Origin of the sequence: Streptomyces sp. VTCC 41912, from assembly GCF_045799175.1 — a bacterium.
Taxonomy (GTDB): domain Bacteria; phylum Actinomycetota; class Actinomycetes; order Streptomycetales; family Streptomycetaceae; genus Streptomyces; species Streptomyces albulus_C.
The window spans coordinates 110,607-134,956 of record NZ_JBJMAB010000018.1 but is presented as its reverse complement, the minus strand read 5'-3'; the positions used below and the strand labels follow the sequence as shown (position 1 = coordinate 134,956).

The window sequence follows — 24,350 nt, the reverse complement described above, 5'->3', positions numbered from 1 at the left end:
CGTGGCGCGCGAACTGCTCGTCGAGGCGGACGGCGGGTCCCGGGGCAACCCGGGGCCGGCCGGCTACGGCGCGGTGGTCCTCGACCCGGTGAGCGGCGAGGCACTGGCCGAGGCCGCGGAGTTCATCGGGACGGCGACCAACAACGTCGCCGAGTACAAGGGCCTGTTGGCCGGGCTGCGCGCCGCCCGGGACCTCGACCCGGAGGCCACCGTCCACGTCCGGATGGACTCCAAGCTCGTCGTCGAGCAGATGTCCGGCCGCTGGAAGATCAAGCACCCGGACATGAAGCCGCTCGCCGCCGAGGCCGCCGCGGTCTTCCCGCCCGGCCGCGTCACCTACGAGTGGATCCCGCGCGCCCGCAACAAGCACGCCGACCGGCTCGCCAACGAGGCGATGGACGCCGGCAAGAACGGCAAGCAGTGGGAGCCGCGCGACTCCCGGGCGGCGCTCGCCGCCCCGGCCGACGCGGCTCCCGCCCGCAGCGCCGCGGCCCGGGCCGCCGACTCGGCCGCCGAAGCGGCGGACGCCGCACCCGCCGCCCCGCCGGTCGGCTGGGGCGCGCCGGACCTCGGCGCCCCGGCGACCTTCGTCCTGCTCCGGCACGGCGAGACCGCCCTCACGCCCCAGAAGCGCTTCTCCGGCAGCGGCGGCACCGACCCCGAACTCTCCGCGGCCGGCCGCCGGCAGGCCGAGGCGGCTGCCGCCGCGCTGGCCGCCCGCGGCACCATCCAGGCCGTGGTCAGCTCCCCGCTGCGCCGCTGCCAGGAGACCGCCGGCACCATCGCCGCCCGGCTCGGCCTCGACGTCCGCATCGAGGACGGACTGCGCGAGACCGACTTCGGCGCCTGGGAGGGGCTGACCTTCGCCGAGGTCCGCGAGCGCCACCCCGAGGACCTGGACGCCTGGCTCCGTTCCGCCAAGGCGGCGCCCACCGGCGGCGGCGAGTCCTTCGCGGCGGTCGCCCGCCGCACCGCGGTCACCCGCGACAAGTTGATCGCCCGGTACGCCGGCAAGACCGTCCTGCTGGTCACCCACGTCACCCCGATCAAGACCCTGGTCCGCCTGGCCCTGGGCGCCCCGCCGGAGTCGCTCTTCCGCATGGAGCTCTCCGCCGCCTCGCTCTCCGCGGTCGCGTACTACTCCGACGGCAACGCCTCCGTGCGCCTGCTGAACGACACCTCGCACCTGCGTTAGCCGACGCGACGAGACGACGACGCGAAGGTGCCCCCGTGCCATCGCGTCGTCGCGTCGCGGTCCGCGGGGCGTCAGCCGCCCAGCGCCGCCGCCTGCCGGGCCAGCGCCTCGATCCGCGCCCAGTCCTTGGCGGCCAGTGCGTCGGCCGGCAGCATCCATGTGCCGCCGACGCAGCCGACGTTGGGCAGCGCCAGGTACGAGGGTGCGGACGCCAGGCCGATCCCGCCGGTCGGGCAGAAGCGGGCCCGTGGCAGCGGGGCGGCCAGCGACTTCAGGTAGCTGGTGCCGCCCGCCGCCTCCGCCGGGAAGAACTTCATCTCGGTGACGCCCTCGTCCAGCAGCGTCACCACCTCCGAGGCCGTCGAGACGCCCGGCAGGAACGGCAGCCCGGAGTCCCGCAGCGCCCCCAGCAGCCGCGGCGACCATCCGGGGCTCACCAGGAAGCGCGCACCGGCCGCCCGGGCCGCCGCGACGTGCCCCGGGTCCAGCACGGTCCCGGCGCCGACCACCGCCTGGGGCACCTCGTCGGCGACGGCGCGGAGCGCGTCCAGTGCGGCGGGCGTGCGCAGGGTCACCTCGATCGCCGGCAGCCCGCCGGCCACCAGCGCACGGGCGAGCGGCACGGCGTCCGCGGCGTCGTCGAGGACCACGACCGGGAGGACCGGGGCGAGGCCGAGGACGGAGGGCGGTGCGGCGGAGGGCACGGAAGCGGGGGCAGCGTCAGTCACGCCGCCCATACTGCGTCGGGCCGTCATTCTCTGCAATGACCGTTGCGTATGCTGCAACGGCGCCGTGCGGTGGGTACCGAAGACGGCCCGCCGCCCTCCTCACAGCTCCGTGACGATCACGTCCAGCCCCCACGGCTTGCCGCCCTTCGCCGGGGCCTCGGCCTCCACGACGTACCCCAGCTCGCCGAGCGCCGTCACCAGCTCCGCCGGATCCGCCGGCTCGTGCCCCGCCACCAGCAGGTCCCGCACCAGCCGTCCCTTGGTCGCCTTGTTGAAGTGGCTGACCACCGACCGCTTCTCGACCCCGTTCACGATCTTCGACTGGAGCACCCGCACCGTCGCGGTCCGCCCCGCCACCTCGCCCTTGGGCTTCCACGCCGTGGCGTACGCCGCCGACCGCAGGTCCAGCACCAGCCCGTCCCCCGCGGCCGCCGGCAGCACCTCCGCCATCGGCCCGCGCCAGTAGGCCCCCAGCGCCCCCAGCCCCGGCAGCTTCACCCCCATCGAGCAGCGGTACGACGGGATCCGGTCGCCGATCTGCACGGCGCCCCAGAGCCCCGAGAAGACCAGCAGCGACCGCTCGGCCCGCTTGCGCGCCGCCGCGTCCAGGGAGGCCAGCCCGAGGGCGTCGTACAGCACCCCGGTGTAGATCTCCCCGGCCGGCCGGGCGCCCGCGGTGCGCAGCCCCGCGTTCTTGGCGACCTCGCCCTTCAGGCCCTCGCTCAGGCCCAGCACCTCCTGGGCCTTGGCCGCGTCGGCCGCGCACAGCTCGACGAGCTCCGCCAGGACCTCCGCCCGCGCCGCGGTCAGCCCCGGCAGCGACAGCGTCTCCAGATCCAGCGGCTTCCCGCTCCCTCCCGCGGCCTTCCCCTCGGACGGCGGCAACAGCACGAGCACGGTGTATCTCCTTCACGGCGGTACGGGCGGGGGTGCGGCCCCGTCGAAAGCTTAGAAGCCCCGCCGCCCCGGGCCGGCGCCCGCCCGACTCCCGTACGCCGCGCCAACCGCTCCCGGCGGACATACGCTCGATTTCATGCCCCGTCGCCATATCCGTGTGACCGACGCAGCGGAGGCCCCCCTCCGGGCCGCCCTGCACGAACTGCGGGTGCGGCTGGAGGTCCCCGACCACTTCCCGCCCACCGCGCAGGCCGAGGCGGAGAGCGCCGCCCGGGCCCCGCGCATCCCGGCCGGCGACGGCGAGGTGGTCACCGAGCACACCCTGGACGACGCCACCGACCTGCCCCTGTTCACCCTCGACCCGCCCGGCGCCCTGGACCTGGACCAGGCGATGTTCCTCGCCCGCGGCCCCCAGGGCGGCTACCGCGTCCACTACGCCATCGCCGACGTCGCCTCCTTCGTCACCCCGGGCGGCGCCCTCGACGCCGAGGCGCACCACCGGGTGGCCACCCTCTACTTCCCCGACGAACGGGTCCCGCTGCACCCCACCGTCCTCAGCGAGGGCGCCGCCAGCCTGCTGCCCGACCAGGACCGCCCGGCCGTCCTGTGGCGCTTCGACCTCGACGCCGACGGCGCACTGGCCCGCACCACCGTCCGCCGCGCCCTGGTCCGCTCCTGCGCCCGACTCGACTACGCCGGCGTCCAACGGGTCCTCGACGACGGCACCGCCGAGGAGCCGCTCGCCCTGCTCCGCGAGATCGGGCTGCTCCGCGAGGAACGGGAGACGGCCCGCGGCGCGATCTCCCTCAACGTCCCCGAGCAGGAGATCGTCGAACGCGACGGCTCCTACACCCTCGCCTACCGCGCCGCACTCCCGGCCGCCGCCTGGAACGCCCAGATCTCCCTGCTCACCGGCATGGCCGCGGCCGAACTGATGCTGGCCGCCGGCACCGGCATCCTGCGCACCCTGCCCGCCGCCCCGGACGGCTCGGTCGCCCGGCTCCGCCTCACCGCCCAGGCCCTCGGCGTCGACTGGCCCCACCACACCTCGTACGCGGCGCTGATCCGCACCCTGGACCCGCGCCGGGCCGGCCACGCCGCGTTCCTCCAGGAGTGCACCACGCTGCTCCGCGGCGCCGGCTACACGGTGTTCGACGGCACCGCCCCGCCGACCAGCAGCGTCGTGCACGGTGCGGTCGCCGCCCCGTACGCGCACGCCACCGCGCCGCTGCGCCGGCTCGTCGACCGCTACACCTCCGAGCTGTGCCTGGCCGCGGCGGCCGGCCACGCCCCGCCCGGCTGGGTCCGCGCCGCCCTCCCCGCCCTCCCGCACGAGATGGAGACCGGCACCCAGCGCGCCAACCAGGTCGAGCGGGCCTGCGTCGACCTCGTCGAGGCGGCCCTGCTGCGCGACCGGGTCGGCGAGACCTTCGACGCCCTGGTCGTCGACCGGCACGACGACGACCCCACCCGCGGCACCGTCCACCTCTGCGAACCGGCCGTCATCGGCCCCGTCGAAGCCACCTCCGGCGGTCCCGCACTGCCCCTCGGCCACCGCATCCGGGTCCGCCTGGCCGGCGCCGAACCGGGCCGCGAACCGGTCCTCTTCACCCCGGCGTGACCGGCTCCCCGCGCTCCGCCACGGACCGCGCCGCCCGCACGGCATCCACCGCGCCCCGCACCGCACCCACCGCGCCCCGCGCATCATCCGCATGGAAGCGGACCGTGCGCACCGTCTCCCGGCGCCCCAGCAGCCACACCACAACCACCGGCTCGGCCAGCTCCACCGTCACCGAGGTCTGCCCGGCGATCGCCAACTCCAGCGGCCCGCCGTCCCCCCGTCCGCCGTCCGCACCGCTCCTGGCGTCCTGCCGGGATCGCAGGTCGTAGCGGACCGAGGCGATCGACGCCAGCGGAATCCGCACCTCCATCCGCGCACCGCCGCGCACCAGCAGGTCCTCCGCGCCCAGCACATGCGGCCGGGTCACCGCCGCGGCCTGGCTCCCCAGCACCATCAGCACGGTGTAGACGTCGGCCACCAGCGCCACCGCGTGCAGGCCCGGTTGGTCCCGCAGCAACAGGCTCACCCCGACCGTCTCCACCACGCACACGAACGTCAGCCCGTACATCAGCGCCGCCTGCGCCCCCGCGTACGGCAGGGCCCGCGCCCCCTCCGGCACCCCCACCCGGCGCCGCGCCACCCACCACACCAGGCTCGCCAGCCACCGCCCCTCGTGCCGCAGCAGCCGCCCCGACCGCTCCCCGAACCGGGGCCCGCCCACCGAGTTCACCGCTTCCCCTCCCCGATCATCCGCATCGCCAGCCGCATCGCCGCCGCCTGCGCCGGCGCCAACTCCGCCAACATCAGGTCCGCCCAGACCTCCGCCCCCGGCGCCGCCCCCGTCACGGGCCCGGCACCGGCGGCGATGGCCGCCACGACCTCTTCCGGAATGCACCCCACCAGCGCCCGCGCGGCCGCTTCCACCCGCGGATCGTCCACCGCCGCCCCCGCCAACTCGTCCAGCAGCCCGTACGCCGCGTACGCCCGCTCCATCGACCCCGGCGCCACGAACATCTCCCGCAGCGCCGCCGCCATCGCCCCCTGCGCCCGACCGTCGCCCGACGCGTCCAGCAGGGCCAGTACCTCCCGCTCCCGCGCCGCCATCGCCGGCTCCGGCCCCGGCAGCGCCGCCGACGCCCGTGCCATCTCCGCGAACAACTCGGCCAGTTGCTCCGACACCGGACCCTCCTCCGGCAGCCCACCCGGCTCCTCGCTGCGCCGCAGCACCTCCGCCAACCGCGCCCGCCGGGCCCGGATCGCCGCCTCCTGCCGCGCCAGGTCCTCGTCCAGCTCCGCCAGCACCTCCCGCAGCTCCCGGCCGGCGTCGTCGGCCAGCACGTCCCGAACCTCCTCCAGCCCGAGCCCCAGCTCCGTCAGCCGCCGCACCCGGGCCAGCGCCACCGCGTCCCGCAGCCCGTACTCCCGGTACCCGTTGGCCCGGCGTTCCGGCTCGGGCAGGAGCCCCAGGTGGTGGTAGTGGCGAACGGTCCGCGTGCTGACGCCGGCGATCCCGGCGAGTTCCCCGATGCGCATGGCCCCAGTAGAAACGTTGCCGCAACGGCAAGGTCAAGCCGCCGGAATCCGCCAGGTAGCATGGTCGGCACGGCGGACGAGCCGGCCGGGCGGTCGCGTGGGGATCAGCAAGATCCTCCCGAGGAACGTCCGGGCTCCACAGGGCAGGGTGGTGGGTAACGCCCACCCGGGGTGACCCGCGGGACAGTGCCACAGAAAGCAAACCGCCCGGGCCGCACGGCCCGGGTAAGGGTGAAACGGTGGTGTAAGAGACCACCAGTGCCCAGGGTGACCTGGGCAGCTAGGTAAACCCCACCCGGAGCAAGGTCAAGAGGGGCCATCGGCTGATGGCCCTGCGCGGACGATCGAGGGCTGCCCGCCCGAGTCCGCGGGTAGACCGCACGAGGCTGCCGGCAACGGCAGCCCTAGATGGATGGCCGCCTCCCGGCCGACCGCAAGGTCGCCCGGAGACAGAACCCGGCGTACAGGCCGACTCGTCCGTCACACTCACTCCGGCCCTGGTCGGAGGGGGTGTCCCGCCGGCCTGCGGCTGTGGAGTCCCCAGCTGCTGGTTCTTGGCGAACGGCCCGGTGGACGTCGAGACCCTGCAGAGGCCGGTCAGCTCGGGTCGTCGCCGTAGCCGACGAGTCCGCCTCGACACCCTCGAATCGCTCCGGGCCACCGCCCGGGCCGTGCGCACGGGGAGCGGGTCTTCGGTGCCGTGGCTGCTGCGACCCCCTGGGGTGGGGAGCCCTTCGCGGTGGTTGCCGAGCCAAGTGGCGTGCGTGTGGCGGATGTCGAACGGCTCGCGGTGCAGCGCGAGGTGGTCGGGGGTCACCGTCCTGGTGCCCGACAGCCCCCGTTGGCACGGTAGTTCGCGTCCGGTCGGGCCGACTGCCGCCGTTTCGGGGCGTGTTGGGGCGGGCCGGCGTGCGGGGCGGTGTGTCCGCCCCTTGGTTGCTCTCCGCGCCGGGTGGGTGGCGGTCGGGCGTGTCCGGCCGCGTAGCTCATCGTTCTCATCACACAAGCACATCTCCATTCATCGAGGAGCCTTGATGCGACGAGTTCTGACGGCAGTGGGCATGGCCGCGGCCGCGATGACGCTGGGGTCGGCCGCCGGCGCCCACGCCGCCGACGGACCGAAGACCCCCGACCTGGGCGGGCTGAGCAACGTGGACCCCGGCAGCCTGGGGACGACGGTGGGCGGTGCCGCGCAGCAGGCGACGCAGGTCGCCGGCGGGGCCCAGGACAAGGTCGTCAACAAGGTGGTGCCCGCGGAGACCCAGGCGCTCGGCCGGGCCGCGGCGAAGGTGACGCCGCCGGCGGCGCAGGCGGCCGGGGCGACCTCCGGTGCGGCCGGGGAGCTGCTGGGCGAGACGGCGCAGGCGGCCACCGCCGACGGCGGGCTGCTCGGTGGGCTGCCGGCCGACGGGCGGGCCGGGAAGGGCCTGACCGACGCGGCGCCGACCGCGGCGCTGACGGACGCGCTGTCCGGGAAGGCGGTGACCGGCGCGCTGCCGACGAAGGGTGCGCCGGCCGCGGGCCAGCTGCCGGTGCAGGGCCTGCCCGGTCTGGGCTGACGGCGGTCACCCGTCGGCGTCCGCGTCGTACGGGTGCCGCAAGGGCCCCGCTCCACCCCCGCCTGCTCAGGGGGTCGGAGCGGGGCCCTTGTGGTGTCCGGGGGAGGGCGCCTCCCCGGGCCACCGTCGCAAACTCGTCACTTCGGGGAATACGGTGGCGGATGCGGCGCGGGCTACCGTTGCGCCGCTCCCGGAGGATCGGGAGGAGTCAGGAATGTCCGGACGCCCGTCGCGCGACTGGCACGGGGCCGCTGTCGTCGTCGGGCAGTACCCTCGGGACTTTGCCGGGCAGTCACACGAGGGGGCGGCGAGGTGCTGAAGCACTACTACCGGCTGGTGTATTGGAAGAGACGGATCGCGCGGGCGCTGGGGTGGCACCGCCCCGCGACGGCGGGCCGCGGGACGGCCGCGGGGACCCGCGGGGCGGACCGCGGGGCCGGGTCGCGCACCCGGCGGGTCCGTCGCCGGCTGGCCCGGGCCCGGCCGTTGCTGCTCTTCGCGGTGCTGGTGCTGATCGTGGTGGTGGCGTCGGCGCTGCTCGGGTGGCGGGACGACACCTTCGGAGCGGACCACCGGGAGGGCGGTGCGACCGTCCGGTCGACCGGGGGCGCCGGTCAGGGCGTGGTCATGGTGTCCTGCGCGCCGCACGGTGCCGTCTGTGCGCCCGGCCGGGCGGCGCCGGGCGCCGGCTGACGCGCGCCCAGGGCCCTCCCGTGCCGCCTCAGACGTCGCTCGCCGCGATCCGGGTAGCGGTCCCGCTGACGTGCGAGCGCGGGTCGCCGGAGCGCAGGTCGACCGTCAGCAGGCCGGGGCGCCCCAGGTCGTGCCCCTGGTGCAGGGTGAGCGTCGCCGGGGCGGTGACCAGGCCCAGGGCGCGGGTGTACGCGCCGAAGGCGGCGGCCGCGGCGCCGGTCGCCGGGTCCTCCACCACGCCGCCGACCGGGAACGGGTCGCGGACGTGGAAGACGGTGTCGCTCTCCCGCCAGACCAACTGGAGCGTCGTCAGGTCCAGCCGGTGCATCAGGGCGGCCAGCCGGTCGAAGTCGTAGTCGAGCTCGGCCAGTCGGGCGCGGGTGGCGGCGCCGAGGACCAGGTGGCGGGCGCCGGCGTAGGCGATCCGCGGCGGCAGCGCCGGGTCGAGGTCGGCGGCCGGCCAGTCCAGTGCGGCCAGCGCCTCGTCGAGGTCGGCCGGGGAGATCGGCTCGACGCGCGGCTCGACGCTGGTGAGGGTGGCCCGCAGCGCGCCGTCCTGCTGGGTGACGGTGACCGGGACCGAGCCGGCCTGGGTGGCGAAGACCAGGTCGCCGGGGCCCTGCCGCTCGGCCAGGGCGACCGCGGTGGCGACCGTGGCGTGGCCGCAGAAGGCGACCTCGGCGAGCGGGCTGAAGAAGCGGATGGTGAACGCCCGGCCCGGCTCGCCCAGTCCCTCGGGCGGCGCGGTGAGGAACGCGGTCTCGGAGTAGCCGAGTTCGGCGGCGACGGCGAGCTGCGCGGCGTCGTCCAGGCCGGTGGCGTCCAGGACGACGCCGGCCGGGTTGCCGCCCGCGGGGTCGGCGGAGAACGCGGTGTAGCGGAGGATCTCCGGCGTGCGGATCTCCGAGGTGCGGGCGGTGTCCCCGGCGGTGGTGTCGAGTGTCATGCACCGGGGAACTTCCGGCGGCCGCCCGGCTATTCCCGGGCGGCGCCGCGATGCCTCAACCCCGCCCGATGTACGGCATGGCGGTCGCCATCACCGTCGCGAACTGCACGTTGGCCTCCAACGGGAGCGCCGCCATGTGCACGACCGTACGGGCGACGTCCGCCGCGTCCATCACCGGTTCGACCTCGGTGCGGCCGTTGGCCTGGAGGATCCCGGTCTGCATCCGGCCGGTCATCTCGGTGGCCGCGTTGCCGATGTCGATCTGACCGCACGCGATGCGGTACGGACGCCCGTCCAGGGACAGCGACTTGGTCAGCCCCGTCATGGCGTGCTTGGTGGCCGTGTAGGCGATCGAGTGCGGCCGCGGCACGTGGGCGGAGATGGAGCCGTTGTTGATGATGCGGCCGCCCTGCGGTTCCTGGGCCCGCATCGTCCGGAACGCGGCCTGCGCGCACAGGAAGGCGCCGTTGAGGTTGACGTCGACCACCGCCCGCCAGTCGGCGTAGGAGAGTTCCTCCAGCGGGACCGGCGGCCCGAAGGCCCCCGCGTTGTTGAAGAGCAGGTCCAGCCGGCCGAACCGGTCGCGGATCGTGGTGAAGAGGGCGTCGACCTCGTCGGGGCGGGTGACGTCGGTCGGTACGGGCAGCACCGCGGGGCCCTCGATGCCCGCGTAACCCACCTGCCGGGCGGTCTCCTCCAGCGCGTCGGCGCGCCGACCGGCCAGGACCACCGTCCAGTGGTCGGCGACCAGGGCCAGGGCGACGGCCCGGCCGATGCCCGAACCCGCGCCGGTGACCAGGGCCACCCTCCGGCCCGCCGCGCCGTCCTCCCGCGCCTCCTGCGGCGTCGGCGCGGTCCGCGGGGACCGGCCCCGCGTGGAGGGCGCGGGCAGCGTCGGCCGGGCCGCGGTCGCGGTACCGCCCACCTGCCCGGCCCGTGCCACCGGCGTCGCCCGCGCCACCGGTGCCTCCGGTGCCGCCCCTACCCGCTCTGCGTCATATGCCATGCCGGCAGGGTAGCGGCGGACCGGGCGGGAACCGGGCGCGAACCGGGCGTCACCTGGGCGGTGCCGCCAGGAGCCCCGGGCCGGGCGGCAGTTGGCGGCCGGCCCGCCGGGCTGGGCGTGGTCGGCGGGCGTCCGGGCCCGGCGCCGGACGTAGGACCAAAGGACTGCGTCCGCGCGCCCCGGTGGGCGACCGCCGCGTGCCACCATGGTGCCGCCATCACCGATCCATGGAGACGCTCATGACAGAGTCCGGGGCCCCCGCCGCCGAGACCCGGGACGACACCCCCGGACAGTCCGTGACACCCGCGATACCCGGGCGGGACGCGCCCACCGCCCCGGTGGCGCCGGCCGCACCGCCGAAGTCCCGCCGCACCAGCCTGCTCGTCACCCTCGTCCTCGGTGGCCTGACCGCCGTCCCGCCGCTGTCCATGGACATGTACCTGCCGGCCCTGCCGCAGGTCACCGCCGCGCTGAACAGTCCTGCCGCCACCGTCCAACTCACCCTCACCACCTGCCTCGCGGGCATGGCCCTGGGGCAGATGATCGTCGGCCCGATGAGCGACAAGTGGGGCCGCCGCCGCCCGCTGCTCGTCGGCATGGTCGTCTACGTGCTGGCCACCGCCCTGTGCGCGCTCGCCACCAACGCCGAGGTCCTCATCGCCTTCCGCCTGCTCCAGGGGCTGGCGGGCGCGGCCGGCATCGTCATCGCGCGGGCGGTGGTGCGCGACCTGTACGACGGGGTGGCGATGGCCCGCTTCTTCGCCACGCTGATGCTGATCTCCGGAGTGGCGCCGGTGGTGGCGCCGCTCATCGGCGGCCAGATCCTGCGGGTCACGGACTGGCGCGGGGTCTTCGTGGTGCTCACCGTGGTCGGCCTGCTGCTCACCCTGCTGGTCTGGTGGCGGCTGGACGAGACCCTGGCGCCGGAGCGCCGGCAGCCCGGCGGCCTCGGCCCGGCCCTGCGCACCATGCGCGACCTCGTCGCCGACCGGGTCTTCTCCGGCTACCTCCTGGTCGGCGCGTTCGCCTTCGCCGCGCTCTTCGCCTACATCTCCGCCTCGCCGTTCGTCATCCAGGAGATCTACGGCGCGTCCCCGCAGACCTTCAGCCTGCTCTTCGGCCTCAACTCCGTCGGGCTGGTCGCCGTCGGCCAGATCAACGGCAAGGTGCTGGTCGGCCGGGTCGGCCTGGACAAGGTGCTCGGCGTCGGCCTGGTGCTGGTCGCGCTGGCCGGTGCGGCCCTGTTGCTGCTGTCGTCCGGGATCTTCGGCAAGGTCGGACTGGTGCCGGTGGCCGCCGGGCTGTTCGTGCTGATGTCCGCGATGGGCCTGGTCATGCCGAGCACCAACACCCTGGCGCTGCTGCGCACCCCGCACGCGGCCGGTTCCGCCTCCGCGCTGCTGGGCACCTCCACGTTCCTGCTCGGCGCGGTGGCCTCGCCGCTGGTGGGCATCGCGGGGGAGCGGACGGCCGTACCGATGGCCGTCGTCCAACTGTCGTGCGCCGTTCTCGCGCTCGTGAGCTTCCTGGGAATGTGTCGTCCGTGGCAGCGTAAGGAGGAACGCACCGCAGGCGAGAGGACTCGGCTCTGAACGCACCGAACGCCCCGAGACTGAAGCCCGGCACGCCGGCCGCGGCGGGACTGCACCCCGCCTGGACGGAACGGCTGGTCAGCGGCGTGCGCGCGCTGACGGAGGGCCGGGCCCCGTGGTGCCCCGGCGCGGTGGTGCTGGCCGGCCGGGGCCCGGTGGTCGCCGTCGAGGCGGCCGCCGGCTGGGCGGTGCGCTACCGCGCCCACGACCCCGAACGCGACCGGGGCCTGGACCTGCCCCGCGACCGGTGGGAGCCGATGCGGGTCGGCACCGTCTTCGACCTCGCCTCCCTCACCAAACTCTTCACCGCCGTCGTCACCGTCCAGCAGGTCGAGCGCGGGCGGCTCGCCCTGGACGCCCCGGTGGCCGCCCACCTGCCGGCGTTCGCCCCCGGCATCACCGTCCGCGACCTCCTCCGGCACACCTCCGGCCTCGCGCCCGAGCTGCCCTTCCACGCGCATGCCGACCGGGCCGACCAACTGGCGCTGCTGTGGGCCGAGGCCGCCGCCCCCACCGGCGGCCCGCACGGCGCGCACTGCTACTCCGACCTCAACCCCCTCGCCCTCCAGCTCCTGCTGGAACGGCTCACCGGACGCCCCCTGGACGCCCTGGTCCGCGCCGGCATCACCGGCCCGCTGGGGCTGGGCAGCACCTGTTACGGGCCGCTGGCGCCGCAGGGCGTGGCCGCCACCGAGGACCAGCGGCGCCCGTGGGCCAAGGCCGACCGGGGGCCGCTGCGCGGCGAGGTGCACGACGAGAACGCCTGGGCTCTGGGGGGCGTCGCCGGCCACGCGGGGCTCTTCTCCACCGCCCAGGACCTGGCCGTGCTGTGCCGCACGCTGCTCAACGGCGGCGCGTACGGCACCGCCCGGATCCTCGACCCGGCCTCGGTCGCCGCCCTGTTGGACCCGCCCGGCCTCGGCTTCGCCGTCGACCAGCCGTACTTCATGGGCGAGCTGGCCGGCCGGGGCGCCGCCGGCCACACCGGGTTCACCGGCACCAGCCTGGTCCTGGACCGGGCCACCGACACCTTCCTGGTGCTGCTCGCCAACACCGTCCACCCCCGGCGCCGGGCGGGCGGCAGCGCACCGCGGGCCGCGGCGGCCACCCACCTGGCGCGCGCGGTGGCCCACGCGGATCCGCCGGGCCGGCCCTGACCCCGTTCCGGCCCGCACCGGACCGGGTCGGGACCCCCGTAAACTCTCTTGAATGCACGATGAACTGCGCACCGCCCTGGCGGGCCTGCTCGACGGCCTGCCGCCCAAGCAGGCCGCGCAGGCCGTCGAGCGGCTGATCGCCAACTACCGGGGCCGCACCCCCACCGACGCCCCGGTGCTCAGGGACCGCGGTGACGTCGCCGCGTATGCCGCGTACCGGATGCCGGCCACCTTCGAGGCGGTGCGGGCCGCGCTCGCCGCCTTCGCCGCCCGCGTCCCGGACTGGTCCCCGGCCACCCACGTCGACGTCGGCGGCGGCACCGGCGCCGCCACCTGGGCCACCGCCGCGACCTGGGACGGCCCGCGCAGCACGGTCCTGGACTGGGCGCAGCCGGCGCTGGACCTCGGCCGCGAACTGGCCGCCGGGATCCTGCCGGACGTCACCTGGCGCCGCCAGGCCCTGGGCGACGGCCTGGTCCTCCCCGACGACACCGATCTGGTCACCGTCTCCTACGTGCTGGGCGAGCTGCGCCCGGAGGACCGTCGCGCGGTGGTGTCCGCGGCGGCCGGCGCCCGGGCCGTCGTCCTGATCGAACCGGGCACCCCGGAGGGCTACCTGCGGATCCGCGAGGCCCGCGAGCAACTGGTCGCCGCCGGGCTGCGGATCGTCGCGCCGTGCCCGCACAGCGCCGCCTGCCCGATCGTCCCCGGTGAGGACTGGTGCCACTTCTCGGCCCGGGTCAGCCGGTCCTCCCTGCACCGCCAGGTCAAGGGCGGGTCCCTGGCCTACGAGGACGAGAAGTTCAGCTACGTCGCCGCCACCCGCCTGCCGGCCGGCCCGGCCGCGGCCCGGATCGTCCGCAAGCCGCAGATCCGCAAGGGCCAGGTGCTGTTGGACCTGTGCACCGCGGACGACGCCCTGCGACGGGAGACCGTCACCAAGCGGCACGGCGCCGCCTACCGCGAGGCCCGCGACGCGGCCTGGGGCGACGCCTGGCCGCACTGAGTCAGGCCCCGGGGGCGACGGGCCGCCGCCCGCCGCCCCCGGGGAGCGGGGTCAGGCGCTCCGGCTCCGTTGGCGCATTTTCTCCAGGAGGGCGCGGCGCCGTTCCTGCGGATCCTGTGCCTCCGCCGCGCCCTTCCCGCGTCCGTTCGCGGCGGCGCCGCGCAGCGCACCCCGCGAGAGGTTGCTGCGGGTGCCCCCGACGCCGAGCATTCCGCCGGCACTTCCCTTGCTCATGAGGTGGGTTCCTTCCTGCGTGACCGGTGAGCGGCGCGGGCCCGAGCGCGTCGCGCCCCGCCCCTCGGCGAGACGACTCGTCTCGCTCCATTGACGGCCCCATCCTCAAGCGAGACGGTCCGTCTTGTCAAGACGATACGTCTCGCCTCTTGCTCGTTAGACTCCCGACCATGGCCAACAAACCAGCCCCCGACGCCTCCCGCCGCAGCGAACGCTCCCGCCGGGCGATCTTCGACGCGGCCCTCGCCCTCGTCGGCGAGGTCGGCTACGACAAGCTCACCATCGAAGGCATCGCCGCCCGCGCCGGCGTCGGCAAGCAGACCATCTACCGTTGGTGGCCCTCCAAGGCCGCCGTCCTCCTGGACGCCTTCGGCTCCGTCGTCGAGGAGTACGACCAGGAGGGGCTCCCCGACACCGGCGACCTCGCCGCCGACCTCAAGACCGTCCTGCGCGCCACCGCCGACGAGTTCAACGACGCCGCCTGGCAGGCCCCCTACCGGGCCCTCGCGGCGGCCGGCGCCAACGACGAGGAGCTCTCCCGCACCTTCGTCGGCCGCCTCATGGAGCCCGGCATCCGCGTCTACGCCGACCGGCTCCGCGCCGCCCAGGAGGCGGGGGAGCTGGATCCGGACATCGACGTCCGCATCGGCACCGAGATGCTCCTGAGTCCCTTCTCACAGCGCTGGCTCATGCGCACCGGAGAGCTCAGCCACGCCTTCGTCGACACCCTCGTCGACCAGGTGCTCCGAGGGCTGCGCCCGCGCGCCTGACCGTCGGGGAGGGTCGGCCGGCGATGGCGTGAAATGCCCCTGTTCGCCCGTACCGCGTTCACCCCGGATCCGCACACCGGTCACCTGGGGCCCAGGATGGTGGCAGCATTGACCCCAGACCACCGCTCGAAGTGAGGGGATTGATGGAACGCAAGAGCAGGTTCTCCCAGTGGCTGCGCCGGCCGAGGAACGGATCGGGCAGCGATACGGACACGGGATCGGCGGCCGCGCGCGGCCGCGAGGACCTGCTGATGGCGGCGGTCGACGCGGGTTTCCCGGTCGCCCCCGCCGCCCACCCGGCCGGCTACGGCTGTTCCTGCGAGCGCATCGGCTGTCCCACCCCGGGCCGCCACCCCATCTCCTTCGGCTGGCAGACCGTCGCCACCACCGACCGCGACAAGGTCGCCGCCTGGGTCCGCACCCTCCCGCAGGCCAACTTCATCACCGCCACCGGCATGGCGCACGACGTCCTCGACGTCCCCGTCGAGGCCGGCCGCAGCGCCCTCGACCGGCTGGACGCGGCCGGCGTCGACGTCGGCCCGGTCAGCCTCAGCGGCGCCGGCATCGGCGACGGCCGGATGCTCTTCTTCACGGCCACCCGCGGCACCCCCGACGACGAGGACGAGTGGTGGCCGTGCGAGCTGGACTGCCACCCCGAGACCCTCGACGAGCACCCCGGTCTGCGCTGGCACTGCCGCGGCAGCTACGTCCTGCTGCCGCCGTCCGCCCTCCTGGGTGACCAGCCCGCGGTGACCTGGCTGCGCGGCCCCGAGCTCCCGCTGCCGGACCCGCTGACGCTGCTGGAGACGCTCACCGACGCCTGCGCCGAGTTCATCGGCCGCGAACCGGACCACGAGACGGCGGCCTGGCCGATCGGGCGTTGACGCCGCCGCCCGGCCGACCGGCCGGGCCGCCGGCGCCGGTCACAACGCCTTGGCGGACGTCTTCGCCTCGATGCGGTCCAGCACCTTGATCTTGCCGCCGGCGCTCTTCGCGGGGACCAGCACCGTCTGGCCCGACACCGTCGTGAACGCCATCCGCGTGGTGTTCTTCGTCGTCGGTCCCTCCATGATCCCGCGCAGCTCCTTCGGCACGGTGATCATCAGGCCCTTGGAGACCGTCTTCTGCTGGTGGTAGACGGTCGAGAAGAAGACCAGCGCCCCGCCGTCCGCCGTGCGCAGCGCGATCGGCGGCAGCTCCGACGCCTGGTCCTGCCACTGGATCCGGGCCCCCGGCTGGTTGGCCTGGCCGGCCCGCCAGGCCCGCAGCCGGTCGGTCTCCTGGCCGGGCGCGAACACGTCGCCCTTGCCGGTGTTGAGGTAGTCCGCGTACGCCGTGCTCAGCTGGCCCGGGGCGACGGCGAGCCCCGACGAACCGTCCACCGGCACCGCTTCCGCGTAGCCGTCGGTGACCTTCAACTCCGGGGCGTTGTTGCCGGGGAACGTCGCGAGGTAGGAGGCCCGCCACTTCTCGTGGACGCCGTTCCGGCTGAACGCCAGGAACCAGCGGGTGTTCTCGCCGCTCCGGTCCCGGCGGTTGCTGAGGGCGTCCGCGACGAAGAACTTCGGCCAACCCTTCTGCTGGGGCACCGTGAAGTGGGCGTCGGTGAACGCGAGCGGGGTGAAGTTCGGGTTGCCGTCGGGGCGGACGCCGTGCGCGGCCTTTATCCCCGCCTGGTCGATGGCGAGCAGCGCACCGGACTCGAACGCGGTGTTCTTCGCCGCGTCCAGCGTGCGGTTGGCCTTGTTGAAGCCGTCGGTGAAGTGCGTGAGCGCCTTGGCGGCGTCGGCCTGCGACACCGCGGGCAGTACCTCGCGCTCGCCGTGCACCGTCATGCATCCGCTCAGCACCACCAGCGCCGCCGCGGCCGACGTCAGTGTGGCGGGCACCCGGAACGGCGACCTGCGTGTCATGGGGCTCGGGCTCCTTCGGGGCGACCGGGGCGGACGGGAGGCCGCCGGGGTGGCACGATTCGGCGGCAACCATACCCGGTGGCCGAGGGCGGGCGGTGGGGTCGGGGTGGCGATTGTTTTCCGCCGCGGCCCTGGGGCGGCCCGAGTTGTGGGCTTGTGCGGTGTGCGGTGCGGTGCGGTGTGCGCGGCCGGGGACCGGTCCTGGGCGTGCGCAGGGGCCGCCCCGCGGTGTGGGCGGCCCCTCGTCAGGCGCGGGCGGGCGCGGTGGCTCAGGCGCTGAGCGGGAACGCGTCGCCCAACTCCCGGAAGACGGCGCTGTTGAGGGCGAAGGCGCGCTTGCACTCGTCGATGACGCGCTGCTTCTCCAGGTCGTCGACGGGCAGCGCGTCGAGGAGTTCGCGGTACTCGCGCTTGAAGGCGGCGGGGTTGCCGATGGCCTCGAAGACGTAGAAGCGGACGCCGTCGCCCTTGCGCGCGAAGCCCCAGGTCTTCTCGGCGGTGCCGCGGATGATCTGGCCGCCGGAGAGGTCGCCGAGGTAGCGGGTGTAGTGGTGGGCGAGGTAGCCGGCCGGCCAGTCGCGGGCGCAGGCGGCTATCCGCTCGGCGTACGCGGCGGTGGCCGGCAGGGGTGCCAGGTCGGTGCGCCAGTCGGGGCCGCCGAGGTGGGCGAGGTCGCGCTCCAACTCCTGGGTGCGGGCCAGCTCCGGGCGGAGGAAGGGGCCCGTGACCGGGTCCGTGGCGAGGTCCTGGGGGACGTCCTCCAGGGCGCGGTAGACGAACCACAGCTGTTCGGTGTAGCGCCGGTAGGCGGCGACGCCGAGCTTGCCGCCCAGCAGGTGGCTCATGAACGCGGAGTTCTCCGCCTCGGTGTGCTGCTCGTGGGAGGCGGTGCGGATGGCCGTGGAGAAGGACGGGGTCGGGCTGGACGCTTCCAAGGCGGACCTCCGGGGGCCGGCGAGCGCGGACAGGGGTGGGGCGGGAACAGGCCGACGGATGCGCGCAGCCGTCAGGTTAGGGTTACCTAACTACGCAGGGCGCGCCCTGGTCAACCTGTTCCCGACAGCCTGTCGGTAAAAACGCTACGCCGGTTCCGATCAGGGCAGCGTAAGGATCTCGGTCCCGGTCTCCGTGACCACCAGCGTGTGCTCGAACTGAGCGGTCCGCTTGCGGTCCTTGGTGACCACGGTCCAGCCGTCCTCCCACATGTCGTACGCGTACGAGCCCAGCGTCAGCATCGGCTCGATCGTGAACGTCATGCCGGGCTTGATCTCGGTGGTGTGGTGCGGGCTGTCGTAGTGCGGGACGATCAGGCCGGAGTGGAACGACGAGTTGATGCCGTGGCCGGTGAAGTCGCGGACCACGCCGTAGCCGAAGCGCTTGGCGTAGGACTCGATGACCCGGCCGATGATGTTGATCTGGCGGCCCGGCTTGACGGCCTTGATCGCGCGGTTGAGCGCCTCCCGGGTGCGCTCCACCAGCAGCCGCGACTCCTCGTCGACGTCACCGCACAGGTACGTGGCGTTGTTGTCGCCGTGCACGCCGTGGATGTACGCGGTCACGTCGAGGTTCACGATGTCGCCGTCCTTCAGGACGGTCGAGTCGGGGATGCCGTGGCAGATGACCTCGTTGAGCGAGGAGCACAGGGACTTGGGGAAGCCGCGGTAGCCGAGCGTGGAGGGGTAGGCGCCGTGGTCGCACATGAACTCGTGGGCGACCCGGTCGAGTTCGTCGGTGGTCACGCCGGGCGCGATGTGCTGGGCGGCCTCCGCCATCGCCTGGGCGGCGATCCGGCCGGCGATCCGCATCCGCTCGATGGTTTCGGCGTCCTGCACCTCGGGCCCGGTGTACGGGGTCGGGCTGTCCTTGCCGACGTACTCGGGGCGCGGGATCGAGGCGGGAACGGGGCGGGTGGGAGAGATCTCCCCGGGGACAAGAAGCGACTGGCCAGACATGCCAGCGAGTGTATCCGCGGGCCGTCGGGCAGGATGGTGGCAACGGGAGCCAAGCACAGGAGGCGGCAATGGCGCTGTTCAAACGGCGGACGGTCGGCAAGCCGGGCGAGTGGTTCTACTGCCTCAAGCACGGGACGGTCGAGGAAGGACCCGAGTGCCGGGCCGCCGACCGGTTCGGCCCGTACGCCACCCGTGAGGAGGCCGCGCACGCGATGGACACCGCCCGCGAGCGCAACCTGGAGTGGGAGACCGACCCCAAGTGGCACGACATGGGCAAGGGCGGCGAGGGCAGCAAGGACAGCAAGGACAGCGAGGGCAGCAAGGACAGCAAGGGGGCCCCGGGGGACGGCGACGGCGCGTAGCCGGCGGCGCCGGCCGGGTCACCAGCGCGGGGGCGGCGGGGTCGCCAGCCCCTCGGCGATGCGGGCCAGGCGGTCGCGGAACCGGCGGTGCCGGCGCGGTGCGGGCCGGCCGTTCTCGCCGGCGGCCGCGCTGACCAGGTGCTGGACGGTGTCGAGGTCGAGGTCGGCGGTGTCCGTGAGGCCCGGGGGCGGCGGCGCGGCGCCCTCCGGGAGCGGCGGGACGGTGGTCAGCGCGTCGTGGGCCAGGGCGTGCAGATCGCGGTTGCCGGAGTCCAGGGCGAGGACCGTGGCGCCGTTGCGTCGCGCGTCGTGCACCCGCTCCAGCAGCCCGGCGTCCGGCCGCTCCGGCGTCACCACCAGCAGCGTCGCGCCGCGCCCGGCCGCCGCCAGCCGCCCCGGCCCGACCGCGAGGTGCGCCGGGGCCCCGGCGGGGACCCGGTGGCGGACCAGCGTCGGCGACAGCTCCGGCAGACCGGACCAGGCGGCCTCGTCGTCCAGGTGGGCGGCCAGGTGCCAGGGCTCGTAGCCGGCGCTGCCGACCAGCAGCAGTCCGCCGCCGTGCGGGGCGACGGCGGTCCGCAGTGAACCGGCGAAGCGACGGGTGGCCTCGATCCACTCGGTCCCGGCGAGGACCTCGCGCAGCAGCGCGACGCGTACGGCATCCATGGCGCGGCATCGTGCCGCACCGGCCGGCCCGGTGGGGGCGGGTGCGGGGCGTGTCACCCGTACGGGGCGGTCGTCGGCGGGGTGACGGAGCGGCCCGGTCGGTGGCTCAGCCGGTGGGGCGCAGGCCGGCCTCGGCCAGCCGACGTCCCACCTCCGCGAGCGACTCCTCGCCCAACGGGAGCTGGGGGAGGGCGGTGGCCCGGTGGTCGATCACGCCCAGCAGCGCGAGGGCGGCCTTGAAGCCGCCGAGGGCGGAGGAGCTGCGGCCCATCTCGCTCTCCGGGCCGGTGTCGGTGAGGTCGAAGAGGGTGACCAGCCGCTCCTGTTCGGCGGCCGCGCGGGGCCAGTCGCCGGCGCGGGCGGCGTCGTAGAGCCGGACGTAGCCCGCCGGGTCGACGTTGCCCAGGCCCGGGACGATGCCGTCCGCGCCCGCCAACAGTGCGGCGTCGGCGGTCAGTTCGGAGCCGGTGAGGACGGCGAAGTCGGGCGCCGGGCCGGTGTGCCGGGCGGACCGGCCGCCGAGGGCGACCAGCAGGCGGCGCAGCGCGCCGTCGTCGCCGCTGGAGTCCTTGAGCCCGATCAGGGTGCCCTCTTCGGCCAGTTCGCGGATCAGCGCCGGGGAGAGCTTGCTGGGCACCGACACCGGGATGTCGTAGGCGATCAGCGGGCGGCGGGTGGCGGTGCGCAGGTGCCGGAAGTGGGCGGCGATCTCGCGGGGGTGGGTGCGGGTGTAGAAGGGGGCGGTGGCGACCAGGGCGTCGGCGCCGAGCGCGGTGGCGGTCCGGGCGTGCTCCAGGACGCGCGCGGTGGTGGTGTCGATCACTCCGGCCAGGACCGGCACCCGGCCGGCGGCGGCGGTGACCACCGTCTCCAGGACGGTGGCACGCTGATGATTGGTCAGGTAGGCGGCCTCGCCCGAGGACCCCAGGGCGAACAGGCCGTGGACGCCGGCGTCGAGGAGGTGGCAGACCAGGCGGGTGAGGGAGGCGGTGTCGACCTCGCCGTGCGGGTCGAGGGGGGTGCAGACCGGGGGGATGACGCCGTGCAGCGGGACGGTGAGTGCCATGGGGGCTCCAAGGGCGGCGCTGAGCTGGCACATCAGACATGGGATGTCCGATATCGCGGTCACAATAGGCATGTGCGCGGGTGCCCGGTCAAGGATTCCGCTCCGGTGGGGTCCGAACGGGGCCGTGGCGTGCGGCGCATGAGGTGCGGGAGAGGGAAGAGGGCGATGAGGTTGGCGCGAGGCACGATGTCCGAGGACGTCCAGGCGCGGATCAAGCAGTTGATCCTGGACCGCGGGCTGACGTCGGGTGATCCGTTGCCCACGGAGACCGAACTGGTGGCCATGCTCGACGTCAGCCGCAATTCGGTGCGGGAGGCGCTCAAGGCGCTCCAGGCCATGCGGATCGTCGAGATCCGGCACGGCTTCGGCACCTACGTCGGCGCGCTCACCCTGGAGCCGTTCGTCGAGGGTGTCGCCTTCCGGGCCGCGGTCCGCCACCAGCAGGGCGAGCCCAGCCTGTACGAGCTGATGGAGGTCCGGGAGGCCCTGGAGGCGGGGCTGATCGGCACCGTGGCGCGCGGCCTGCCGGCCGAGGACCTCGCGGTGCTCAGGGCGCTGGTCCGGCGGATGGCGGAGGAGGCGCGCGGCGGGGAGGTGCTCAGCGCCACCGACCGGGCCTTCCATCTCGCGCTGTACCGGTCGCTCGGCAACCACCTGCTGAGCGAGGTGCTGGACGCGTTCTGGGCGGCGCTGCGCCGGGTCCGCGAGGACCTCGCCGACGTCCGGCCGGACCCGGAGGTGACGTGCCGTCAGCATGCGGAGATCGTCGACGCGTTGGAGGCGGGCGACGGGGAGCGTGCGGTGGCGGCGATGCACCGGCACTTCGACGGGATCCGGCGGCGGTTGACCGCGTAGCCCCGGCGCCCGGCGGTGGTCGTACGCCTCGCCGGATGTCGTGATCGTCGCGTTCACCGGGATTTCATTCCATGTCGGTGGAGCCGTTGCCGACACGGAAAACGGTCATGTGCCGTGCCTTGACGGCCAGTTGGGGCCTTCTTATCGTCCGCAGGACAAGGGACGTCCTACGTCCTGGCTCGGCTGGGGAGTGATCCGTGCCGTACGAGGCTGCTGTGCCACCCACGGTGAGGGCCCTTCCGTCGTGAGCGGGTCCCGCCCGGTGGGGGAGAGGGAACGCGCAGCACCCACTCGTCACCTGTGCCCCGTTCAGCACCCCCGCCGTCGGCGGCCCCGCATCCCCCTCAAGGAGCCGGCATGACACCTTCAGACACTCCCCGCGGCGGCGTCCGCCGCAGAACCGTCCTCGGCGGGGCGGCCGCGGCCGCCGCCGGCCTCGCGCTCGCCGGCTGCGGCAGCGCCGACGACGGCGCCCCCAGGGAACGGAGGAAGGGCCAGAAGATCACCCTCACCTTCTGGTCCTGGGTGCCGGGCATCGACCGGCCCGTGGACCTGTGGAACCGCGACCACCCCGAGGTCCAGGTCAGGGTCGAGAAGGTGTCGGCGGTCAACGGCGAGCAGTACGCGAAGATGCACGCCGCCATCAAGGCCGGCAACCCGCCGGACCTGGGCCAGATCGAGTTCCCGGTGATCCCCAGCTTCCTGTTGGACGGCGGGCTGCGCGACCTCGCCCCGCTCGGCGCCGCCCGGCACCGCGACGCGTTCTTCGCCTGGCAGTGGCGGCAGTCCGTCTTCGGCTCCGGGATCTACGCCATCCCGCAGGCCAGCGGCCCGATGGGGCTGTTCGTCCGGCAGGACCTCTTCGACCGGTGGGGCATCCCGGTGCCGCGCACCTGGGACGCGTACGAGGCCGCCGCCAAGGAGGTCCGTCGGCACGGCGCCTGGATCGAGACCTTCGCCCCGACCAACGGCAACCGCTTCGCCGGACTGGCCTGGCAGGCCGGCGCCAAGTGGTACAGCACCCACGGCGACACCTGGGTCGTGCACCTCGACGACGCCCCCACCCGTCGGGTCGCCGACTACTGGGAGGGGCTGGTGCGGCGCAAGCTCGTCAAGACCGTCCCGGACCGCCGGGACGCCTGGTACAAGGACATCCAGACCGGCGCCATCCCGGCCTGGGTGGGCGCCAGTTGGGGCGACGCCCTGCTGGCCGGCAACGCGCCCGGCACCAAGGGCAAGTGGCGGGCCGCCCCGCTGCCCCAGTGGCAGCCCGGCGGCCGGGCGTACGCGAACTGGGGTGGCTCCACCACCGCCGTCTTCGCCAAGGCGAGCTACCCCAAGGACGCCCTGGACTTCGCGCTCTGGCTCAACACCGACCCGCGGTCCATCGCCCTGCTCCTCCAGGGCGGCTACGGCTTCCCCAGCGCCAAGACGGGCTACGCCACCAGCGCCCTCGACGCGGACAGGGACTTCTTCGGCGGCCAGCCCTACAGCCGGGTCTTCGCCGACGCCGGCGCGCACGTGGACACCGACTGGCAGTGGGGGCCGGGCGTGGACACCCTCTTCCAGCGGCTCGGCGACGCCTTCACCGACGCGCTCGCCGGCGGCACCTCGTTCCGCTCGGTGCTGACGCAGGTGCAGCGCCAGACCGTCGCCGACCTGCGGGACAAGGGGCTCAAGGCGGAGAGCGGCACATGAGCGCGACCGCCGCGCGACGCCCGCGCCGGACCGGGCGGCCCGGCGCCCGCAACGCCCGGGCCGCGGCCGGATTCGTCCTGCCCTTCCTCGCCCTCTTCGCCCTCTGCTACCTCGCCCCGGTCTGCTACGCGGTGTGGACCAGCCTGCGGCGCACCGCACGCACCGGGCCGCTCGGCCTCGGCACCGAGCACGACGTCTTCGCCGGCCTCGCCAACTACGCCCAGGCGCTGGCCGACGACCGGTTCCTGACCGGCTTCGGCCGGGTGCTGCTCTTCGGCGTCGTGCAGATCCCGCTGATGACGGCGCTCGCCACCGCGCTGGCGCTGCTCCTGGAGAGCGCCGCCGCCCGCTGGGTCACCTTCTTCCGCAGCGCCTTCTTCCTGCCCTACGGGGTGCCCGGGGTGATCGCCTCGATCCTGTGGGGCTTCCTCTACGTCCCCGGCCTCAGCCCGTTGGTGCGGATCGCCCAAGCGGTGGGCTGGAACGTCGACTTCCTCTCCCGCGGCAGCGTGCTGTGGTCGGTCGCCAACATCGTCACCTGGCAGTTCACCGGCTACACCATGCTGGTGCTGATCGCCCAGCTGAAGTCCGTCCCCGGCGAGCTCTACGAGGCGGCCCGGATCGACGGCGCGGGCGCCTGGCAGGTGGCCCGGTACGTCAAGCTCCCGATGCTCCGCCCGGCGCTGGTGCTCACCACCGTGTTCAGCATCATCGGGACCCTCCAGCTGTTCGCCGAGCCGATGGTGCTGCGCCCGCTCGCCTCGTCCATCGACTCCGGCTACACCCCCAACCTGCACGCCTACAGCGAGGCGTTCGTCGGCAACAACCAGCACCGGGCGGCGGCCGAGGCGGTGCTGCTGGCCCTGGTGGCGTGCGCGGCCTCGTTCGGCTTCCTGCGGCTGGTCGGCGGGCGAGGGAAGGAGCACGGATGAGCACCCAGGCCCCCGGCGGGCGAGCGGAG

General features: G+C 74.6%; 25 protein-coding genes and 1 other RNA gene. 14 read left to right on the top strand and 12 right to left on the bottom strand.

Going from position 1 to position 24,350, the window contains the following annotated elements; all coding sequences use genetic code 11:
• Position 1 precedes the first annotated feature (1 nt).
• Positions 2–1,195, top strand: coding sequence for a bifunctional RNase H/acid phosphatase (locus ACJ6WD_RS24190; protein ID WP_020930244.1), 1,194 nt, complete (start codon positions 2–4; stop codon positions 1,193–1,195).
• Between the two features lie 71 nt (positions 1,196–1,266).
• Here ACJ6WD_RS24190 and eda read toward each other — a convergent pair whose 3' ends face one another.
• Both eda and yaaA read right to left on the bottom strand, forming a co-directional pair.
• Positions 1,267–1,932, bottom strand: coding sequence for a bifunctional 4-hydroxy-2-oxoglutarate aldolase/2-dehydro-3-deoxy-phosphogluconate aldolase (gene eda / locus ACJ6WD_RS24185; protein ID WP_233659813.1), 666 nt, complete (start codon positions 1,930–1,932; stop codon positions 1,267–1,269).
• 90 nt (positions 1,933–2,022) lie between these two features.
• On the bottom strand, positions 2,023–2,820 hold the full coding sequence (gene yaaA, locus ACJ6WD_RS24180) for a peroxide stress protein YaaA (protein WP_407616473.1): 798 nt from the start codon (positions 2,818–2,820) through the stop codon (positions 2,023–2,025).
• Between the two features lie 136 nt (positions 2,821–2,956).
• Here yaaA and ACJ6WD_RS24175 point away from each other — a divergent pair, with 136 nt between their 5' ends.
• Entirely contained in the window at positions 2,957–4,441 is a 1,485-nt protein-coding gene (locus ACJ6WD_RS24175; protein ID WP_233659815.1) for an RNB domain-containing ribonuclease, read from the top strand.
• Here ACJ6WD_RS24175 and ACJ6WD_RS24170 read toward each other — a convergent pair.
• Together ACJ6WD_RS24170 and ACJ6WD_RS24165 are read right to left on the bottom strand one after the other, a co-directional pair.
• On the bottom strand, positions 4,428–5,111 hold the full coding sequence (locus tag ACJ6WD_RS24170; protein ID WP_233659816.1) for a hypothetical protein: 684 nt from the start codon (positions 5,109–5,111) through the stop codon (positions 4,428–4,430). The genes ACJ6WD_RS24175 and ACJ6WD_RS24170 overlap by 14 nt on opposite strands.
• Positions 5,108–5,914, bottom strand: a complete 807-nt coding sequence (locus ACJ6WD_RS24165) for a MerR family transcriptional regulator (protein WP_331249328.1) — start codon at positions 5,912–5,914, stop codon at positions 5,108–5,110. Before ACJ6WD_RS24165 ends, ACJ6WD_RS24170 begins: the two co-directional genes overlap by 4 nt.
• Before the next feature lie 77 nt (positions 5,915–5,991).
• Here ACJ6WD_RS24165 and rnpB point away from each other — a divergent pair.
• The 3 genes from rnpB to ACJ6WD_RS24150 all read left to right on the top strand — a co-directional run bounded on the left by rnpB (position 5,992) and on the right by ACJ6WD_RS24150 (position 8,166).
• Positions 5,992–6,394, top strand: an RNA gene (rnpB, locus tag ACJ6WD_RS24160) — RNase P RNA component class A.
• Positions 6,395–6,948: 554 nt separating this feature from the next.
• The gene (locus tag ACJ6WD_RS24155) at positions 6,949–7,473 is read left to right on the top strand and encodes a hypothetical protein (protein WP_233659818.1); all 525 of its coding nucleotides are present in this window, start codon (positions 6,949–6,951) and stop codon (positions 7,471–7,473) included.
• Between the two features lie 312 nt (positions 7,474–7,785).
• Positions 7,786–8,166, top strand: coding sequence for a hypothetical protein (locus ACJ6WD_RS24150; RefSeq protein WP_331249329.1), 381 nt, complete (start codon positions 7,786–7,788; stop codon positions 8,164–8,166).
• Between the two features lie 28 nt (positions 8,167–8,194).
• On the opposite strand, the gene ACJ6WD_RS24145 is transcribed toward ACJ6WD_RS24150, so the two are convergent.
• Together ACJ6WD_RS24145 and ACJ6WD_RS24140 are read right to left on the bottom strand one after the other, a co-directional pair.
• Entirely contained in the window at positions 8,195–9,112 is a 918-nt protein-coding gene (locus tag ACJ6WD_RS24145) for a PhzF family phenazine biosynthesis isomerase (RefSeq protein ID WP_331249330.1), read from the bottom strand.
• A 55-nt stretch (positions 9,113–9,167) separates the two neighbouring features.
• A complete protein-coding gene (locus ACJ6WD_RS24140) occupies positions 9,168–10,055 on the bottom strand; it encodes an SDR family oxidoreductase (RefSeq protein WP_407616480.1) in 888 nt (295 codons plus the stop codon).
• A gap of 302 nt (positions 10,056–10,357) precedes the next feature.
• On the opposite strand from ACJ6WD_RS24140, the gene ACJ6WD_RS24135 reads away from it, so the two are divergent.
• The 3 genes from ACJ6WD_RS24135 (at position 10,358) to ACJ6WD_RS24125 (ending at position 13,873) form a co-directional block, all read left to right on the top strand.
• Positions 10,358–11,710, top strand: coding sequence for a Bcr/CflA family multidrug efflux MFS transporter (locus tag ACJ6WD_RS24135; RefSeq protein WP_233659821.1), 1,353 nt, complete (start codon positions 10,358–10,360; stop codon positions 11,708–11,710).
• Positions 11,711–11,796: 86 nt separating this feature from the next.
• Positions 11,797–12,867: a serine hydrolase gene (locus ACJ6WD_RS24130; protein ID WP_016572891.1), complete on the top strand. Its 1,071-nt coding sequence runs from the start codon at positions 11,797–11,799 to the stop codon at positions 12,865–12,867.
• A 52-nt stretch (positions 12,868–12,919) separates the two neighbouring features.
• Complete coding sequence (locus tag ACJ6WD_RS24125) at positions 12,920–13,873, top strand: small ribosomal subunit Rsm22 family protein (RefSeq protein ID WP_038518985.1); 954 nt, start codon at positions 12,920–12,922, stop codon at positions 13,871–13,873.
• 51 nt (positions 13,874–13,924) lie between these two features.
• Here ACJ6WD_RS24125 and ACJ6WD_RS24120 read toward each other — a convergent pair whose 3' ends face one another.
• Positions 13,925–14,107 (bottom strand): DUF6243 family protein, encoded by a 183-nt coding sequence (locus ACJ6WD_RS24120; RefSeq protein WP_016572893.1) that lies wholly within the window; start codon positions 14,105–14,107, stop codon positions 13,925–13,927.
• A gap of 170 nt (positions 14,108–14,277) precedes the next feature.
• Between ACJ6WD_RS24120 and ACJ6WD_RS24115 the strand changes: the two genes are divergently transcribed.
• Both ACJ6WD_RS24115 and ACJ6WD_RS24110 read left to right on the top strand, forming a co-directional pair.
• Entirely contained in the window at positions 14,278–14,877 is a 600-nt protein-coding gene (locus tag ACJ6WD_RS24115) for a TetR/AcrR family transcriptional regulator (RefSeq protein ID WP_233659822.1), read from the top strand.
• Between the two features lie 143 nt (positions 14,878–15,020).
• Positions 15,021–15,761, top strand: coding sequence for a bifunctional DNA primase/polymerase (locus tag ACJ6WD_RS24110; protein WP_233659823.1), 741 nt, complete (start codon positions 15,021–15,023; stop codon positions 15,759–15,761).
• A gap of 39 nt (positions 15,762–15,800) precedes the next feature.
• Here the strand turns inward: ACJ6WD_RS24110 and ACJ6WD_RS24105 are convergent, their stop codons facing one another.
• From ACJ6WD_RS24105 to map, 3 genes are all read right to left on the bottom strand, one after another.
• Positions 15,801–16,790 (bottom strand): hypothetical protein, encoded by a 990-nt coding sequence (locus ACJ6WD_RS24105; protein WP_233659824.1) that lies wholly within the window; start codon positions 16,788–16,790, stop codon positions 15,801–15,803.
• 269 nt (positions 16,791–17,059) lie between these two features.
• Positions 17,060–17,725: a heme oxygenase (biliverdin-producing) gene (locus ACJ6WD_RS24100; RefSeq protein WP_233659825.1), complete on the bottom strand. Its 666-nt coding sequence runs from the start codon at positions 17,723–17,725 to the stop codon at positions 17,060–17,062.
• 159 nt (positions 17,726–17,884) lie between these two features.
• Positions 17,885–18,742, bottom strand: coding sequence for a type I methionyl aminopeptidase (gene map / locus ACJ6WD_RS24095; RefSeq protein ID WP_233659826.1), 858 nt, complete (start codon positions 18,740–18,742; stop codon positions 17,885–17,887).
• A 68-nt stretch (positions 18,743–18,810) separates the two neighbouring features.
• On the opposite strand from map, the gene ACJ6WD_RS24090 reads away from it, so the two are divergent.
• The gene (locus ACJ6WD_RS24090; RefSeq protein WP_407616472.1) at positions 18,811–19,104 is read left to right on the top strand and encodes a hypothetical protein; all 294 of its coding nucleotides are present in this window, start codon (positions 18,811–18,813) and stop codon (positions 19,102–19,104) included.
• 18 nt (positions 19,105–19,122) lie between these two features.
• Here ACJ6WD_RS24090 and ACJ6WD_RS24085 read toward each other — a convergent pair whose 3' ends face one another.
• The gene (locus ACJ6WD_RS24085) at positions 19,123–19,770 is read right to left on the bottom strand and encodes a hypothetical protein (protein ID WP_407616471.1); all 648 of its coding nucleotides are present in this window, start codon (positions 19,768–19,770) and stop codon (positions 19,123–19,125) included.
• Positions 19,771–19,876: 106 nt separating this feature from the next.
• Complete coding sequence (locus ACJ6WD_RS24080; protein WP_359827866.1) at positions 19,877–20,836, bottom strand: dihydrodipicolinate synthase family protein; 960 nt, start codon at positions 20,834–20,836, stop codon at positions 19,877–19,879.
• Between the two features lie 186 nt (positions 20,837–21,022).
• On the opposite strand from ACJ6WD_RS24080, the gene ACJ6WD_RS24075 reads away from it, so the two are divergent.
• The 3 genes from ACJ6WD_RS24075 to ACJ6WD_RS24065 all read left to right on the top strand — a co-directional run bounded on the left by ACJ6WD_RS24075 (position 21,023) and on the right by ACJ6WD_RS24065 (position 24,321).
• A complete protein-coding gene (locus ACJ6WD_RS24075) occupies positions 21,023–21,691 on the top strand; it encodes a FadR/GntR family transcriptional regulator (protein WP_233659902.1) in 669 nt (222 codons plus the stop codon).
• Positions 21,692–22,048: 357 nt separating this feature from the next.
• Positions 22,049–23,389 (top strand): ABC transporter substrate-binding protein, encoded by a 1,341-nt coding sequence (locus ACJ6WD_RS24070; RefSeq protein WP_407616470.1) that lies wholly within the window; start codon positions 22,049–22,051, stop codon positions 23,387–23,389.
• A complete protein-coding gene (locus tag ACJ6WD_RS24065; protein WP_407616469.1) occupies positions 23,386–24,321 on the top strand; it encodes a carbohydrate ABC transporter permease in 936 nt (311 codons plus the stop codon). The genes ACJ6WD_RS24070 and ACJ6WD_RS24065 overlap by 4 nt, the downstream gene beginning before the upstream one ends.
• Positions 24,322–24,350: the final 29 nt, after the last annotated feature.

Excerpts from the sequence above, each read along its gene's own strand:
- eda (WP_233659813.1), bottom strand. The coding sequence starts at position 1,932 with ATGGGCGGCGTGACTGACGCTGCCCCCGCTTCCGTGCCCTCCGCCGCA.
- ACJ6WD_RS24175 (WP_233659815.1), top strand. The coding sequence starts at position 2,957 with ATGCCCCGTCGCCATATCCGTGTGACCGACGCAGCGGAGGCCCCCCTC.
- ACJ6WD_RS24165 (WP_331249328.1), bottom strand. The coding sequence starts at position 5,914 with ATGCGCATCGGGGAACTCGCCGGGATCGCCGGCGTCAGCACGCGGACC.
- ACJ6WD_RS24155 (WP_233659818.1), top strand. The coding sequence starts at position 6,949 with ATGCGACGAGTTCTGACGGCAGTGGGCATGGCCGCGGCCGCGATGACG.
- ACJ6WD_RS24145 (WP_331249330.1), bottom strand. The coding sequence starts at position 9,112 with ATGACACTCGACACCACCGCCGGGGACACCGCCCGCACCTCGGAGATC.
- ACJ6WD_RS24135 (WP_233659821.1), top strand. The coding sequence starts at position 10,358 with ATGACAGAGTCCGGGGCCCCCGCCGCCGAGACCCGGGACGACACCCCC.
- ACJ6WD_RS24125 (WP_038518985.1), top strand. The coding sequence starts at position 12,920 with ATGCACGATGAACTGCGCACCGCCCTGGCGGGCCTGCTCGACGGCCTG.
- ACJ6WD_RS24120 (WP_016572893.1), bottom strand. The coding sequence starts at position 14,107 with ATGAGCAAGGGAAGTGCCGGCGGAATGCTCGGCGTCGGGGGCACCCGC.
- ACJ6WD_RS24115 (WP_233659822.1), top strand. The coding sequence starts at position 14,278 with ATGGCCAACAAACCAGCCCCCGACGCCTCCCGCCGCAGCGAACGCTCC.
- ACJ6WD_RS24110 (WP_233659823.1), top strand. The coding sequence starts at position 15,021 with ATGGAACGCAAGAGCAGGTTCTCCCAGTGGCTGCGCCGGCCGAGGAAC.
- ACJ6WD_RS24105 (WP_233659824.1), bottom strand. The coding sequence starts at position 16,790 with ATGACACGCAGGTCGCCGTTCCGGGTGCCCGCCACACTGACGTCGGCC.
- map (WP_233659826.1), bottom strand. The coding sequence starts at position 18,742 with ATGTCTGGCCAGTCGCTTCTTGTCCCCGGGGAGATCTCTCCCACCCGC.
- ACJ6WD_RS24090 (WP_407616472.1), top strand. The coding sequence starts at position 18,811 with ATGGCGCTGTTCAAACGGCGGACGGTCGGCAAGCCGGGCGAGTGGTTC.
- ACJ6WD_RS24085 (WP_407616471.1), bottom strand. The coding sequence starts at position 19,770 with ATGGATGCCGTACGCGTCGCGCTGCTGCGCGAGGTCCTCGCCGGGACC.
- ACJ6WD_RS24080 (WP_359827866.1), bottom strand. The coding sequence starts at position 20,836 with ATGGCACTCACCGTCCCGCTGCACGGCGTCATCCCCCCGGTCTGCACC.
- ACJ6WD_RS24075 (WP_233659902.1), top strand. The coding sequence starts at position 21,023 with ATGTCCGAGGACGTCCAGGCGCGGATCAAGCAGTTGATCCTGGACCGC.
- ACJ6WD_RS24070 (WP_407616470.1), top strand. The coding sequence starts at position 22,049 with ATGACACCTTCAGACACTCCCCGCGGCGGCGTCCGCCGCAGAACCGTC.
- ACJ6WD_RS24065 (WP_407616469.1), top strand. The coding sequence starts at position 23,386 with ATGAGCGCGACCGCCGCGCGACGCCCGCGCCGGACCGGGCGGCCCGGC.